15 protein-coding genes are annotated in these 13,814 nt (G+C 45.0%); 6 read left to right on the forward strand and 9 right to left on the reverse strand.

The features are described 5' to 3' along the window. Position 1 precedes the first annotated feature (1 nt). Both QVC79_RS06135 and QVC79_RS06140 read right to left on the reverse strand, forming a co-directional pair. Positions 2-244, reverse strand: coding sequence for an acyl carrier protein (locus QVC79_RS06135; protein WP_270594252.1), 243 nt, complete (start codon positions 242-244; stop codon positions 2-4). A 6-nt stretch (positions 245-250) separates the two neighbouring features. Then, positions 251-1,738, reverse strand: coding sequence for an amino acid adenylation domain-containing protein (locus QVC79_RS06140; protein ID WP_270594251.1), 1,488 nt, complete (start codon positions 1,736-1,738; stop codon positions 251-253). Positions 1,739-1,915: 177 nt separating this feature from the next. Between QVC79_RS06140 and QVC79_RS06145 the strand changes: the two genes are divergently transcribed. Together QVC79_RS06145 and QVC79_RS06150 are read left to right on the forward strand one after the other, a co-directional pair. Further along, positions 1,916-3,232 (forward strand): cobyrinic acid a,c-diamide synthase CobB, encoded by a 1,317-nt coding sequence (locus QVC79_RS06145; RefSeq protein ID WP_270594249.1) that lies wholly within the window; start codon positions 1,916-1,918, stop codon positions 3,230-3,232. Between the two features lie 109 nt (positions 3,233-3,341). After that, positions 3,342-3,824 carry a ferritin gene (locus tag QVC79_RS06150; protein WP_124316570.1) on the forward strand — a complete coding sequence of 161 codons (483 nt, stop codon included), beginning with the start codon at positions 3,342-3,344 and terminating at the stop codon, positions 3,822-3,824. A 54-nt stretch (positions 3,825-3,878) separates the two neighbouring features. Here the strand turns inward: QVC79_RS06150 and cbiB are convergent, their stop codons facing one another. Genes cbiB through QVC79_RS06175 form a run of 5 tightly spaced genes read right to left on the reverse strand, consistent with a single transcriptional unit; the run spans position 3,879 to position 8,551 of the window. After that, positions 3,879-4,817, reverse strand: a complete 939-nt coding sequence (gene cbiB / locus QVC79_RS06155; protein ID WP_270594247.1) for an adenosylcobinamide-phosphate synthase CbiB — start codon at positions 4,815-4,817, stop codon at positions 3,879-3,881. Positions 4,818-4,826: 9 nt separating this feature from the next. Beyond that, entirely contained in the window at positions 4,827-5,843 is a 1,017-nt protein-coding gene (locus QVC79_RS06160) for a pyridoxal phosphate-dependent aminotransferase (RefSeq protein WP_270594246.1), read from the reverse strand. Position 5,844: 1 nt separating this feature from the next. Continuing rightward, positions 5,845-7,323, reverse strand: coding sequence for a cobyric acid synthase (locus QVC79_RS06165; protein WP_270594245.1), 1,479 nt, complete (start codon positions 7,321-7,323; stop codon positions 5,845-5,847). Between the two features lie 60 nt (positions 7,324-7,383). Next, positions 7,384-7,956, reverse strand: a complete 573-nt coding sequence (locus QVC79_RS06170; RefSeq protein ID WP_270594244.1) for a cob(I)yrinic acid a,c-diamide adenosyltransferase — start codon at positions 7,954-7,956, stop codon at positions 7,384-7,386. 58 nt (positions 7,957-8,014) lie between these two features. Then, positions 8,015-8,551, reverse strand: a complete 537-nt coding sequence (locus tag QVC79_RS06175; protein WP_124316565.1) for a histidine phosphatase family protein — start codon at positions 8,549-8,551, stop codon at positions 8,015-8,017. A gap of 194 nt (positions 8,552-8,745) precedes the next feature. Between QVC79_RS06175 and QVC79_RS06180 the strand changes: the two genes are divergently transcribed. The 4 genes from QVC79_RS06180 (at position 8,746) to QVC79_RS17760 (ending at position 11,570) form a co-directional block, all read left to right on the forward strand. Continuing rightward, positions 8,746-9,258: a bifunctional adenosylcobinamide kinase/adenosylcobinamide-phosphate guanylyltransferase gene (locus QVC79_RS06180; RefSeq protein ID WP_270546901.1), complete on the forward strand. Its 513-nt coding sequence runs from the start codon at positions 8,746-8,748 to the stop codon at positions 9,256-9,258. Positions 9,259-9,334: 76 nt separating this feature from the next. Further along, the gene (cobT, locus tag QVC79_RS06185) at positions 9,335-10,375 is read left to right on the forward strand and encodes a nicotinate-nucleotide--dimethylbenzimidazole phosphoribosyltransferase (RefSeq protein ID WP_124316563.1); all 1,041 of its coding nucleotides are present in this window, start codon (positions 9,335-9,337) and stop codon (positions 10,373-10,375) included. Positions 10,376-10,570: 195 nt separating this feature from the next. Continuing rightward, positions 10,571-11,332, forward strand: a complete 762-nt coding sequence (gene cobS, locus QVC79_RS06190) for an adenosylcobinamide-GDP ribazoletransferase (RefSeq protein ID WP_270594241.1) — start codon at positions 10,571-10,573, stop codon at positions 11,330-11,332. A gap of 70 nt (positions 11,333-11,402) precedes the next feature. Next, the gene (locus tag QVC79_RS17760) at positions 11,403-11,570 is read left to right on the forward strand and encodes a Fic family protein (protein ID WP_333562708.1); all 168 of its coding nucleotides are present in this window, start codon (positions 11,403-11,405) and stop codon (positions 11,568-11,570) included. Between the two features lie 679 nt (positions 11,571-12,249). Here QVC79_RS17760 and QVC79_RS06195 read toward each other — a convergent pair. Both QVC79_RS06195 and QVC79_RS06200 read right to left on the reverse strand, forming a co-directional pair. Next, positions 12,250-12,630: a hypothetical protein gene (locus QVC79_RS06195; protein ID WP_270594240.1), complete on the reverse strand. Its 381-nt coding sequence runs from the start codon at positions 12,628-12,630 to the stop codon at positions 12,250-12,252. A 744-nt stretch (positions 12,631-13,374) separates the two neighbouring features. Next, on the reverse strand, positions 13,375-13,641 hold the full coding sequence (locus tag QVC79_RS06200; RefSeq protein WP_270594239.1) for a hypothetical protein: 267 nt from the start codon (positions 13,639-13,641) through the stop codon (positions 13,375-13,377). Positions 13,642-13,814 lie beyond the last annotated feature (173 nt).

Here is a 13,814-nt window from a genome sequence, read left to right on the forward strand (position 1 = left end):
GCTACTTCTTTTTAGCTTGGATGGATGCGCACAGGTCACCCACGTGTTTGAATTTCAGTATTTCACGCAGGCCGAAACGAATGTTGTAATGTTTTTCGATGGCCGTGATGAGGCGCATATTCGTCAGAGAATCCCAGCCGTCCACGTCTTTTGCCGTGGTCTCGGGAGTTAACGTGATGTTTTCGTTTTTTAGAATGTCACGAAAGATCATGTCCAGTTTGCGTAAGATTTCTTCGGTTTCCATAGTTTTTTATATTAATGTCGTTAATGCTTTCCGGTCAATTTTACCGCTGGTGTTTAACGGGAATTCTTCTAAAAAGTGAACTTCGGTTGGTAACATGTAGACGGGTAAGTGTTCCTTCAGATAATGGAGCAAGGTTTCCCGTTCATGGGGTGTTGTCCCGACGAACAAGTGCAATTGGCATCCCCCGTCATTCTCTTTCTTGGGAACGACGACGGCATTGGTCTCGTTCGGGAAGAATTTCTTTGTCCGGTATTCGATCTCGCTGAGTTCAACCCGGAAACCCTGCACTTTAACTTGGTAGTCTTTACGTCCGCGATAGATGATGTCCCCGTCCGGATCGATAGAACATAGGTCGCCTGTTTTATAATACTCTTTTCCGTTGAACTGGGCGAATACCTGTCGGGACTTTTCCTCGTCTTGCCAGTAGCCTCGCATGACTTGTTTCCCGCTTACCCATAATTCTCCTTGTTCTCCGGTCTGCACGGGTATTTCCTTCTCGTCCATAATCAGGGTGTCGATTCCGGTGAAGGGGTGGCCGATGGCGATCATTCCGTTGTGTTGCTTGCAACCTTTGGGAGGAATCCGGTAAGCCGTACAATAAATTGTGGCTTCCGTGGGACCGTACAGGTTTACGAACTCTGCGTTGGGGGCGCAGGCCCTGAAACGTTGGAGAAGATCGGCATTTGCCGCTTCTGCCGTCACGATAAGGTATTTGAGTTTTGGAACGTGAATCTCGTCAAAGTAAGGGGACAGGAATTGTAATAGGGAGGGAGGCATGGCCACGAAAGTCAGTTCCTCATCTTCCATCAATTCGTATACTCTCATGTATTTCAACTTGCTTGTTCCTACCGTGTAAACGCTGGCTCCGAGGGTTAATGGGTAGAGGGTGGACACGACCGAAACGTCGAATGTCAGTTCGAACATTTGCAACATCCGGTCTGTCGGCCCAAGTTGCCAACCCAGTTGATGGTAGGCGGCATAGAACGCATTCAAGTTTTTCCGGCTGATCGGAACTCCTTTGGGAACTCCGGTACTTCCGGAGGTGAAAATGATGTAGGCATTCTTGTTTGTATCTTGCGTTTGCTCTCCTGTTAGATGGTCTATATTTTCATCCCGTAGCTCTAATGTTGAAATACATTTGATCTCGTTGGGGAGGCCTTGCTGCGTACCGGATTCGTGACCGTATAATACCCGTTTCATTCCGGTGGATTCCACAATGGTCCTGTTCCGACTGTCCGGGTAGTTGGGATGGAGGATTACGTAAGTTTTTTCGGCTAATAAAACAGCTAGAATAGAGGCATACGTTTCAATGCAATCTTCCGCGATGATTCCGATAATGTCTTCCGGGCAATCCTGCACGAAGGGCATAATTCCTTGCACTCGGGCAAATACCTCCTGATAGGTGTAAGAGGTATCATCAATTACAAAAGCCACATGATCCGGGTAATTTCTGTAAACCCGGACGATGTCTTTAATCATGTCCATTTCCTTCATAAATCATTCCTTTATACTTGAAGCCCGCTCCCGGTGTCCATTCCGAAAGTTTATCCATGTTGCAACCGCCTCAAATATCGTAACGCTACAAAAATAGGCTTTTATTAGAAATATCCAATGTTATTATATTTTTATTATTTCGAGAAGTTTTATCTTTGCGTGTAAATGCTGAAAGAAATGAAACAGAAACCATTCATCATGATCGGGGCTGCAAGTTCCGGTAGCGGGAAGACGACATTCACGTTAGGTCTGTTGCGATTGTTGCGGAACCGGGGAATGAAGGTACAACCTTTTAAGTGCGGGCCGGATTATATTGATACGAAACATCATGCCATGGCCGCAGGAGAGGAATCCGTGAATTTGGATACTTACATGGCATCGGCGGCACACGTGCGGGAGCTGTACGCCCGGTACGGGACTGCGAGTGATGTCTGCGTGACGGAAGGGGTGATGGGGTTGTTTGATGGGTACGATGGGATGAAGGGGAGTAGTGCGGAGATTGCCGAGTTAATCGGTATTCCCGTCGTGTTGGTACTTAACGCAAAGTCCACGGCCTATACCGTGGCCCCAGTGTTGTATGGTTTTAAACACTTCTATCCGGGAATCCGGGTTGTCGGGGTCGTGTTTAACTTCGTGGCATCGGTAGCGCATTATGCTTATTTGCAGCAGGCTTGTGCGGATGCCGGAGTGGAGGCATTGGGGTATATCCCAAAGGATGAAAGTATTGTTATCCCGTCCCGTCATTTGGGATTGTCGATTGATGAGACGTTTTGTTTTGATACGTTCGCGGATCGGGTGGCAGAGGTGATTGACAAAACCGTGAATGTCGATCGTTTACTGGAACTTTGTACGGTGGAATTTTCCGGTGAACAGACGGAAGATGTCGTTTGTTTCGGGAACAGGAAGATCGCTATTGCCCGGGATGAGGCTTTTAATTTCATGTACCGGGAGAACGTGGAGGCATTGAAACGAGCCGGGGAGGTGGTGTTTTTTAGTCCGCTGCGTGATAAAAGTCTTCCGGAGGCCGATATGGTCTATTTCCCCGGAGGGTACCCGGAACTACATTTGGCGGAGTTGGCAGCTAACGAGGGAATGAGACAGTCTGTCCGGAAGTATTGTGAAAACGGGGGGCGAGTACTGGCAGAATGTGGTGGAATGATGTATTTGTGTGACACGATTACAGACGGTGACGGGAAGGTTTATCCTATGGCGGGCGTGTTGAAACAAGGGGCGACAATGGAGCAGATGAAATTGAAATTGGGTTATCGGGAAGTTCGTGTAAACGGTCAACGTATTCGGGGGCATGAGTTTCACTATTCCCGAATATTGCCTACGAATGAGAAAATACCTGTGATTGGCACGATATATAATGCCAAGGATATGGTGGTTGATACTCCGGTATATACCTATAAAAACGTGTTGGCAAGTTATATTCATTTTTACTGGGGAGAGTGTGGTATTGATCATTTTTTAATGTTAATGAGTCAAAAATGACAAAATGTCTTAAGCTATATTTTTAATGACATAATTTTGGAGTGGCATGTAATTTGTTCGTTCTTCAAACGATTTGGAAGAGTGAATATCAAATTTTAAATAAACAATTATGTTGAGCGAAAATTTAGTAAAGGCGTTTAATGCTCAGATTAATGCTGAGATGTGGTCATCCAATTTGTATTTGTCAATGTCCGTGTATTTTGCACAGAATGGTTACGACGGGATGGCATCATGGATGAGAGCGCAATCAAAAGAGGAATTGAATCATGCTTATGAAATGATTGACTTCGTGATCAAACGGAACGGGAATGTAGAAATTGGTCAGATCAACGTGGTACCGACAGCATGGGGTTCTGTTTTGGAAGTCTTCGAGCATGTTTATCAACACGAGTGTCATGTTTCTAAGTTGATTGATGATTTATTGGATGTAGCTATCAAGGAGAATGACAAAGCTGCCCAGAATTTTATCAATGAGTTCGTGAACGAGCAAGTGGAAGAAGAGTCTACTGCACAGACTATTGTTGATAGAATCAAGATGATGAACGGTCATAACTTGATTTATCTGGATGATAAATTAGGAGAACGGAAATAAATTAGTTCGAAAAAAAACGAGGGGTCACTTCAACATCGGTGGCCCCTCGTTCTTTTATATCAATGGTATGAAAACAAGGCAAATAAGGATTACCGTGATCAGGCATACCGATTGATTGATGCGGGCGGCACGTTTGTAATCCCTAATCGATAATTCCCTGTCGTTCGTTCCGATGTAAGGCTTTTCCACGAGTATTCCGTGATAAATGTTCGGTCCCCCGAAACGGCAATCGAGGATTCCGGCCATAGCGGATTCCGGGTAACCGGAGTTGGGACTGGCATGTTGGCGGGCGTATTTTCGGATGAAGGAAAAGATCCCTTTCCGGTAGCCGGACAGGACGATCAGAAGTGCTGTTAGCCGGGCCGGGATATAATTCAGTACATCATCCAGATGAGCCGAACAGCACCCGAAATCTTTGTAACGTGCATCTTTGTACCCGATCATGGAGTCGAGCGTGTTTACCATTTTATAAGCCATCATGGCAGGAAATCCTCCCAAGGCGTAAAAGAATAAAGGGGCAACTACCCCGTCACTTAAATTCTCTGCCATGGTTTCCAGCACGGCGGTATATATTTTTCTCGGGGGAAGTTGGCTAGTGTCTCTACCGACAATCCACGACAAGCGTTTTCGTCCGGCGTCCAATCCTTGTTCTTCAAGGGTTCGAATAACTTCTCCGCCTTCCTGTATAAGACTGTGGTTCGCCAATCCGTAGAAAACGAACACGGAGGCGACGCAGTAATACACGAAGGGGTGGAGCATCCAGCTTCCTAAGGCGAGAAGTCCCCCTAAAAGGAGTGTGGAAAGTGGTAGGATGATGGCAATCAGGCACCCGTTTCGTTTTTTGTGTTCCCCTTTGTTGAAATGTCGTTCACACCATCCGATAATATTTCCGAAGGCTACGATCGGATGAGGTAATTTCCGGGGGTCTCCAAAAATGAGATCGAGAAGATACCCGATGATGAGAGGGACGATGACGATTGAAAACGAGAACATGGTAACCGATTATAAATCAGTGATGGATAATAATCTCAACGCCCGGAGTAGCATCTGATTTTTTTCATCCGAGAGTGTGTTTACCCGGAAGTAATGTTCGTCCAGACCTCTGAAATTCGAGGCGTCCCGTATCAGAATCCCGAATTGTTTCAATAGTTCCTGTTTTAACACGTGGGATTTATGTATCGTGTGAATAAGGAAAAACGAGGTTTCCGAGGGGACGGGAGAGTATCCGGGAAGTTCATCGAAAGCGCGGACAAAATTCTCCTTACGCTTGAGCAACCTGCCCGTGTCGGGTAGAAGGTACTTTCCATTTTGCAGTAGGAATTTTCCGATCTCGATGGCTAGTGCATTCACGTTCCACGGGTGGGTGAAGCGTTTGATCCGGTCTATCAGGTTTTCGCTGCCCAACATATAGCCTAAACGTAATCCGGGGATGGCGTAACTTTTCGTCATGGAATGAATGACCAGTAGATTAGGGTAACTGGCTAATAACGGTTCGCATGGTTGTGCCGTGGGGGCAAAGTCAATGAACGATTCATCCACGACAAGTGTCATTTGAGGGTATTGTTGTAAAATATTTTCAATCTCTTCCAGCTTCCACACGTACCCGTCAGGATTGTTGGGGTTGCAGATAAACATTAAGTCTGCGGGGCCTGCCTGAAAGTCTTTTATGGGTACGAATATCTGTTGGTGCCTGTAAAGGGTGCAAGCGTCTTCGTACTCCGAAAAAGAGGGAATGGGAAGGATGGTTTTACTCCCTTCGAAAGCGTGTGCGATCAGGTAAAACAGTTCCGTGGCACCGTTTCCGGCAATCACGTTTTGTGGTTGCAGGTTGTGGAACCGGGCAACTTCCCGTACGAATGATTCGGCGGCAGGCTCCGGGTAATGGAATATTTTGTCGATTTGGGTGATCAGCATGGAACGGAGAATATCCGTGTCCGCGTCATACCATACGTTGGTGGAGAAATTAGCTTTTATTTCCGAGTTTGATTTGTATATGTCATCTCCGTGTCCGTTCAGCATATTACTTGGTTTTAAGGGTGGAATAAATGTATGGCAGGTCAACGTGTGCGCGTACGTGATCGGCCAGTTTGTTATATTGTTGATCTTTGAAATCGGTATAATTGAAGGTTGTGGGGGTTGCTTGGGTCAGTCCTTCTGCCAGTTCGTTGAGGACGATGTCATTGTCCAGAATTCCGTGGAGGTAACTACCCCAGCATCTTTCGTTTAAGATATAGCCGTCCGTTCGCCCGTCGTGTAAACGGTTCAAGGGAGATTCCGGAACCCCGTCCAACAAGGTTGTTCGACCCATGTGAATCTCGTACCCCTTGCAGGTTTCCGGGTGATTGCGGAAGGTGAATTGGTCTTGGCGAGTGACTTTTTCAGGTTCCATGATCGTGACAAGAGGAAGGATGCCCAAGCCGGGAATGGCGGTCATGTCACCCTCTATCTGATCCGGGTCCTCGATCCGGGCGCCCATCATCTGGTACCCCCCGCAAATACCGATCACTTTTTTACCTTCCTTGTGAGCCCGGATGACTGCCTCCGCGATACCGTTTGCCCGGATGTTTCGCAGATCGGAGATTGTGTTTTTCGTTCCCGGTAGGATAATGATGTCGGCTTTGCCAATTTCTTCCACGTTATTCGTGTAGTAAGCATGAAATCGTTCGTCTCGTTCCAGTACGCTGAAGTCCGTGAAATTGGAAAGGCGTTTCAGGAGTACGATGGCCACGTTAATCTTGCCGCTCCCGGCTTTGGTGTTTTTGGTTTCCAGTGAGACGGAGTCTTCTTCTTCGATATAAATGTCCTTGAAATAGGGAATCACGCCGACAACAGGTATACCCGTGAGGTCGTGGATAATCTTTCTTCCCTCGTCGAAAAGAGATATATCTCCTCTGAATTTGTTGATGATAATTCCTTTAATCAATTTTTTTTCTTCCTCTGAAAGCAAGGCGATGGAACCGTAGACGGAGGCAAACACTCCCCCCCGGTCGATGTCCGCCACCAGATACGTGGCGGCATTTGTGCGCAATGCCATCCGCATATTCGTAATGTCTCTTTCCCGCAAGTTGATTTCCGAGATGCTCCCGGCTCCTTCCAGCACGATGGGAGAGTAGCGGGCTTGCAGACGCTCGTAGGCGGCGTATGCTTGGTTGAATAATTCGGCTTTGTTGTTGGATATGAAGTATTCTCTGGCAGACATATTCCCGATAGGTTTTCCGTTGAGTACGACCTGCGAGCATTGTTCGTTCGTGGGTTTCAACAGAACGGGATTCATATCGCTCTCCGGGGTAATGCCACACGCCTCGGCCTGTACCGCTTGCGCCCGTCCGATTTCCAGCCCGTCGGGAGTGGAATATGAATTTAGTGACATATTCTGCGCCTTGAAGGGGGCCGGGTGGTAGCCATCTTGTTTGAATATTCGGCAAAACGCCGTGTTAACAATGCTTTTACCCGCATCCGAGCAGGTCCCGACAAACATGATTGAACGAAGAAAAGACATGTATATTTTAGATTTAATGATTTTAGATTTTAGATTCCAGCCGCACAAGGCGAACGCTATTCATTGATTCTTTTTTTTGTAAAGGAACGCTTTCCATCTCTCTTCTTCCGCACCTTGCTGATCCATTTCCCAGCGGGCCATGGTAAATAGTAAGTCCGAGAGGCGATTCACGAATCGCAGGATAAGTGGGGGAACTTCGTCTGTTTTGTTTAGGGTACATAATCTTCTTTCTGCCCGGCGGGCGATCGTGCGGGCCACGTGGCATTGGGCTGAAATCAGCGTTCCGCCCGGCAGGATGAAATGGGTGGACGGGTGTTGCATCTCGCTGTTCATGCGGTCGATTTGTTGTTCGCAATACCGGTCTATATCTTCCGGTAGGATGTTCTGGTTTTGTTCCCGGATGTTTGAGGGAGTTGCCACTTGTGACATGACTATCATTAACGTTCGCTGTATGTATGCCAGAATTTCTTGCCGTTTATCCTTCTCGTCTAGCAAGGCTCGAATGACACCTAATGTGGCATTCAGCTCGTCAAGGGTTCCGTTTGTTTCAATACGAATATTATCTTTGTCTACCCGGCTCCCGCCGAATATTCCTGTTGTTCCTTTGTCCCCGCCTTTCGTGTATATTCTCATGTTAATTGAAAATTGAAAATTGAAAATTGAAAATGTGGAGATTCAATTTTCAATTGGGTTATACTGTTTGGTTGTCGTCCACTAATGTAAAACGTAGGCAACTTGTGTTTTCCATGATGGGAAGGTCGATCATGTCAATAGCCTTTTTCCCGTTGAGGTATGCGATAATTGCCCGGTTGAATGCTCCGTGTCCGATGGCCACTACCCGTTGGCCGGAGAAATTCTTTTTTAAATAGGCAATGAAATCAATAGCTCTTTGGAAGAGAGCGTCTAGGGATTCCACGCTGGGAGGCAGGTTGGTCCAGTCCACGTCATCCAAGCGCTTACCCGTGTATATGCCCCAGTCCATTTCCCGCAGGAGGGGAGTTGGGTGAGGAGTCAGCCCATGTTTCCGGGCGACGGCGACCGCCGTGTTATAACTTCGGGCCAGATCACTGGAAACAATGTTGTCAATCGTTTCCTCTTGGAGCATCTCCGCCAGTCTCTCGGCTTGGGCTATCCCCAATGGAGATAAGGTCCCGGGAAGTTGGCCTTGGAGTATATGTTGTTGATTTTCTAATGTTTCCCCGTGTCGGGATAATATGAGTTCCATCATCACTTCTTTTTAGACTTCTAACTCACAAAGTTAGTAAACAATTTTGAATCTTTAGAGTATTTGTCGGGGTGCTTGATTGTTTTTGTTGGGAATCATCGTGGATGGTTTGCTGGGATGGAGTCGGAAATAAAGTTGTAGATTTTTCGGGCGATTACTTTGTATTTCTTGAAAAAACAGAGAAATTTGTCGTCATGATGAAAAGAAAAATAATTTTAGTTACGGGAGGACAAAGATCCGGGAAAAGTCGTTATGCCCAAGAGCTTGCGCTAAAATTGGCAGAGAATCCTGTATATCTGGCTACTTCGAGGGTGTGGGATGATGAATTCCGGGAACGGGTGAGACGTCATCAACAGGACCGGGGTCCGCAATGGACCAATTTGGAAGAGGAAAAAGCGATTAGTCGATGTGACGTGTCGGGGCGGGTCGTGGTCATTGATTGCGTGACCTTGTGGAGTACCAATTTCTTTTTTGACAATGATTCCGACGTGGATAAATCTTTGCGGGAAATAAAGGAAGAGTTCGATCGGTTTACCGGGCAGGAGGCAACTTTTATTTTCGTCACGAACGAGATCGGAATGGGGGGAGTTTCTGTTGACCCTGTTCAGCGGCGGTTCACGGATTTGCAGGGATGGGTGAATCAATATGTAGGAGATCGGGCGGACGAAGTTGTCCTGATGGTTTCCGGAATAGCCATGCGAGTAAAATAAAATGATAATATAATCTGAATTGAAACCTGAAAGTGTATATCTCATTTTCAATTTTCAATTTTCAATTTTCAATTGTATGAGAAGTTTTACAATAAAAGAGACCGACAAGGCTTTGTCTGAGGCTTTGATAGATAAGATTAATAATTTAACCAAGCCCAAGGGATCTTTGGGATTACTTGAAAAAACAGCACACCAGATCGGGTTGATACAGCAAACGCTTTCCCCGGAGTTACGGAACCCCCAGAATATTATTTTTGCGGCCGATCACGGGATCGTGAAAGAGGGGGTTAGCTTTTCGGCTCCGGAAGTGACCGCCCAGATGATTTTTAATTTCATCAAAGGGGGTGCCGGGGTGAATATGTTTTCCCGTCAACATCATTTCGGGATTAAATTGGTGGATTGTGGGGTAAATGCGGATTTCGAACCTATGGAAGGGCTGATTGATCGTAAAATCCGTAAGGGGACTTCAAATTATTTGTACGAGGCCGCCATGACCCCGGAAGAATTTGACCGGGCAATCGAGATCGGAGTGGAGATCGTGGATATGGTTCATGATGAGGGTTCGAACGTGGTGAGTTTCGGGGAAATGGGTATTGCCAACACCTCTTCTTCTTCCCTGTGGATGACTTACCTGACAGGTATTCCTTTGAGCGATTGTGTCGGAGCGGGTAGTGGGTTGTCTAGGGAAGGCGTTGAACACAAGTATAATGTGTTGAAACGGTGTATGGAAAATTACGAGGGGGATGGAACTCCGAAAGACATTATCCGTTATTTTGGCGGCTTCGAGATGGTGGCTGCCGTGGGAGGTATGTTGCGTGCTGCCGAATTGGGTATGGTTATTATCGTGGATGGCTTTATCATGACGAATTGTGTTCTTGCCGGAAAAATGTTGTACCCCGCTTTAACGGATTATTGCATCTATGGTCACCAAGGTGACGAGTGTGGGCATAAATTAGTTTTGGACTTCCTACACGCCCAACCTTTATTAAATCTCGGTTTGCGCTTAGGTGAAGGGACGGGAGCCATTTGCGCTTACCCCTTACTTGTTTCAGCCGTGAACATGATCAACGAGATGGCCTCTTTCAAGGCAGCGGCGGTCACGAAATACTTTAAATAATTGAAAATTGAAAGTGGAAAATTGAAAATGAAAAGACACCCCCCTTGGAAGATAAAAACTAAAAGATAAAAGTTGAATGTAGTAAATCTAGAAGGGGTGATTTCGTGGGTGGAAATTTAAAATTTAAAATCTAAAATTAGCAAGGCCTTGTGCGGCAGGAATCTAAAATCATAAATCATTAAATCTAAAATCAATATGCGTTCTCTTTTGGCAGCGATCATGATGTTTACCCGGCTACCTTTGTGGCGGATTGTCAACGTGGACAAACGTTATTTCACGGATGTCATTAAATACTGGCCTTTGGTCGGTTTTTTGACGGGGACCGTGACGGGGGGCGTTTTATGGCTGGCGGCACAGATTGTACCTTTGGAGGTGGCGTGTATTTTGGCGATTATTGCCCGAATCCTGTTGACCGGGGCGTTGCACGAGGACGGGTTGGCAGACTTTTTTGACGGGTTTGGTGGAGGAACTTCTAAAGAGAAGATTCTAGCCATCATGAAAGATTCGCATATCGGGTGTTACGGGACCATCGGTTTGGTACTCTACTTTATTCTCTATTATTCCTTGTTGTCCAGTTTCGACCCGGCCATGATTTTCCCGATCGTGATTGCAGCGGATTGTTTTTCCAAACTCTGTGCGGCCGTGATGGTAAATACGTTACCTTATGTCCGGAAAGAGGAAGAGAGTAAAATAAAACTTGTTTACAGCAAGGTGCGCACGTTCATATTCGTGATCGTGGGGGTGATCACGCTGATCCCCTTCTTCTTCCTGAAAGATGCGAGTTTCTGTTTTGCAATGATCCCCGCCATATTGACTGCCATCGGCTTACGTTTCTTCTTGAAAATCAAGATCGGGGGTTACACGGGAGATTGTTGCGGTGCGTCTGTGTTAATCATTGAACAGGTCTTCTATTTGAGCGTGTTGGTTATTTGGTGTCGCCATCAATTTTTGTTTTAGACAGGGAGAATGTTGTCGAGTAGGACTTCCTGATCCAGAGTTTCATTCGGATGGTGCTTTTGTACAGGTCGTGTTCCGTTATGTTCGGAGCATTGTTGGGCAAGACCCCACAGTTACCCCACAGTTAAAAGAAGTTTTGATAATAATCGGTGACAATACATATTCGGCTAAAGAAATCATGGAGTTTATGGGGTTGAGAGATAAAAGTAATTTTTTGAAAAATTATCTTTATTCTTAATCTTACTAATTCTTTTGGTATCATGGGAGAAAACTATCTTTTTAGATTTAGCAATATAGTCTGTTTTTAGTCGATTCTAAAATCAGAAAAAGTATTGAAAAATGAAAAAGTATTTATATATTTGCAGGTATGATACGAATAGGTGGGAGAGCCTGCCTTTTAAAATATTGTGAGTTAGTGCTAATCTTTATCTGAAAATCGCCAATTGAAGGAAATAGGATTAGACGGTGAATTCACGCTGGTTAGGCGTGGATCGTTGTCTATTTATTTCCGGGCGTTTGGCGATAACCTACATAAGCCAATGTAATGAATTGATAATTAAAATAAAAAGCCCGCTTGTCATGAAAGCGGGTAACAATCCAGTAACAAAACGGCCATTTTTATTGCCTTTGGCGGGCTTTTCTGATACAAATATAAGAAAACATTTGAAGCCCCCAAAATAAACCTACCGATGAGGAGCCAGTAAACGGTTACCGATTCAGTAACCCAATTACCCAAGACTACACGACTTGACACGTGAAATGATGTCTATTAGACACTACGGTAAAAACCGGGTAACAAAAACGTGGGTATTTTGTTACTCGTTTAAATTTGACGTATCAGGTTTTCGCTTGATTTCTCAAATAAAAATCCCCGGCCATGATTGAACCGGGGACGCTTACAAGCAGGATGGGTGGTACTAGTATCTATTCAGGAAATCCTTAACCCGTTTCAGGTTACCGGGTTCACAATAGAGGTTTACCAGTTCTATTTTGTTGCTTGAAACGGATATACTTCCCGATTCTTCCAACCTGAAAATGACGTGATCATCACCAAAATACCATCTGCAAACCTTGTCACCGTCCTCTAGCTTGTGTATAACCGGGTGGGGGATGGTTTCAATGTACTCGTTAATGATCGTGTCGTTATCGGCCTGTATCGTGATGTAACCGTCTCGTTGCACGTGTACAAACACCCTGAATCCATTAAAATCATCTGCATAGATGGTTGTGGATCCATTTTTGCAAACTCTCGTTAGGTGGTATGGCCAACTCTTTAGACTTTTGTAAACATTGTTCATTTTGATGGTAATTTAGGAATAAAAAAGCCCATTGCTTAGGTGTCCTCGGTGCCATCAGTCACCGTGTGGGTGTTTCCACTACCACCACCATGCAAGGGGCAAAATACGTTCATTACAACCGCTTTAGGCGGTCGCTGATGTTTTTTTTAGGAATGGCAAATCTAGCTATTCTCTTTTGATGCTCAAAATTTAGTTTTAAGAAAAATATAAGGTTTTATAAGGTTCTGAGGTTTTATGAGGTTCTGGTGTATGTTTTTCTTCTCGCTTTCACGGGAAAAGACAGGAAAGTTTATCACGATCTTTTTGTTGTTGCCCGTGAAGAAAATCCCCGGTTCTTTAAAATCAATAATTGAATGATGAAAAAATTATTATTCCCAATATTGCCGTTGTGATTGTTGAAAATATGCTTTTACCCTTGACCTAACCTTGACTCTTTTACCCTTATCCTGACCTTATCCTATTTTTTGTTCAATCCTTGCCGTGATTCTCGCTCTACCCTTGCGGTAATCTTGTGGTAACCCTTACCGTGATCTTACCGTGATTTCTTGCATCTCTCACCGTGATCTCACCGTTGTACCACCGGGAAAGCGTGGATGAGGGGAAAGCCCGTTTTATCATGCAGCCTCAAACAATCCCATTTTAAAGCATAAATCATCAGTTCATGATAAAATTATCATGCCCACACCTCAAAATGTCTCAAATGGAGGGAAACGGGCTTTAAATCGTGTTTTCATGTCTCGTTGATTAATCCTTTATCACCTGTCTAATCATTCCATCGTCTCCAAACATATTAACGCCGGGATGATCTTTCTTGTACTCGTTGATGTAATCCAACCCCTCATCGGTTCCCAGAAACTCCTTGAAACTACTCCCAAAACCCAAGATCCTGACAACATCATCGGCATTGAAAAATATCTCCCCGGTTTTCTTGTCTTGAATCACTTGTACCGGGGTGTCTTGAAAGTGATCCATAAAATAAATGTAGTTTTTATCCTCTCCCGTCTTTTGCATGGTGTTTTATTTTTTATCTCTCACGGTTACCAAATCGGTAACCAAATACAAGTAATCAAGCACGATTAAAATTCACGTGTCAAAATCTCGTTTTTAACATTTGGGTTACCGATTCAGGAACTATTTACAACTTAGTATAGCACGAGCGGTTTTTGCCGCTTTCATTTTAACAT

Origin of the sequence: Butyricimonas sp. (assembly GCF_019423355.1) — a bacterium.
GTDB lineage: Bacteria > Bacteroidota > Bacteroidia > Bacteroidales > Marinifilaceae > Butyricimonas > Butyricimonas faecihominis.

Excerpts from the sequence above, each read along its gene's own strand:
- QVC79_RS06135 (WP_270594252.1), bottom strand. The coding sequence starts at position 244 with ATGGAAACCGAAGAAATCTTACGCAAACTGGACATGATCTTTCGTGAC.
- QVC79_RS06140 (WP_270594251.1), bottom strand. The coding sequence starts at position 1,738 with ATGAAGGAAATGGACATGATTAAAGACATCGTCCGGGTTTACAGAAAT.
- QVC79_RS06145 (WP_270594249.1), top strand. The coding sequence starts at position 1,916 with ATGAAACAGAAACCATTCATCATGATCGGGGCTGCAAGTTCCGGTAGC.
- QVC79_RS06150 (WP_124316570.1), top strand. The coding sequence starts at position 3,342 with ATGTTGAGCGAAAATTTAGTAAAGGCGTTTAATGCTCAGATTAATGCT.
- cbiB (WP_270594247.1), bottom strand. The coding sequence starts at position 4,817 with ATGTTCTCGTTTTCAATCGTCATCGTCCCTCTCATCATCGGGTATCTT.
- QVC79_RS06160 (WP_270594246.1), bottom strand. The coding sequence starts at position 5,843 with ATGCTGAACGGACACGGAGATGACATATACAAATCAAACTCGGAAATA.
- QVC79_RS06165 (WP_270594245.1), bottom strand. The coding sequence starts at position 7,323 with ATGTCTTTTCTTCGTTCAATCATGTTTGTCGGGACCTGCTCGGATGCG.
- QVC79_RS06170 (WP_270594244.1), bottom strand. The coding sequence starts at position 7,956 with ATGAGAATATACACGAAAGGCGGGGACAAAGGAACAACAGGAATATTC.
- QVC79_RS06175 (WP_124316565.1), bottom strand. The coding sequence starts at position 8,551 with ATGATGGAACTCATATTATCCCGACACGGGGAAACATTAGAAAATCAA.
- QVC79_RS06180 (WP_270546901.1), top strand. The coding sequence starts at position 8,746 with ATGAAAAGAAAAATAATTTTAGTTACGGGAGGACAAAGATCCGGGAAA.
- cobT (WP_124316563.1), top strand. The coding sequence starts at position 9,335 with ATGAGAAGTTTTACAATAAAAGAGACCGACAAGGCTTTGTCTGAGGCT.
- cobS (WP_270594241.1), top strand. The coding sequence starts at position 10,571 with ATGCGTTCTCTTTTGGCAGCGATCATGATGTTTACCCGGCTACCTTTG.
- QVC79_RS06195 (WP_270594240.1), bottom strand. The coding sequence starts at position 12,630 with ATGAACAATGTTTACAAAAGTCTAAAGAGTTGGCCATACCACCTAACG.
- QVC79_RS06200 (WP_270594239.1), bottom strand. The coding sequence starts at position 13,641 with ATGCAAAAGACGGGAGAGGATAAAAACTACATTTATTTTATGGATCAC.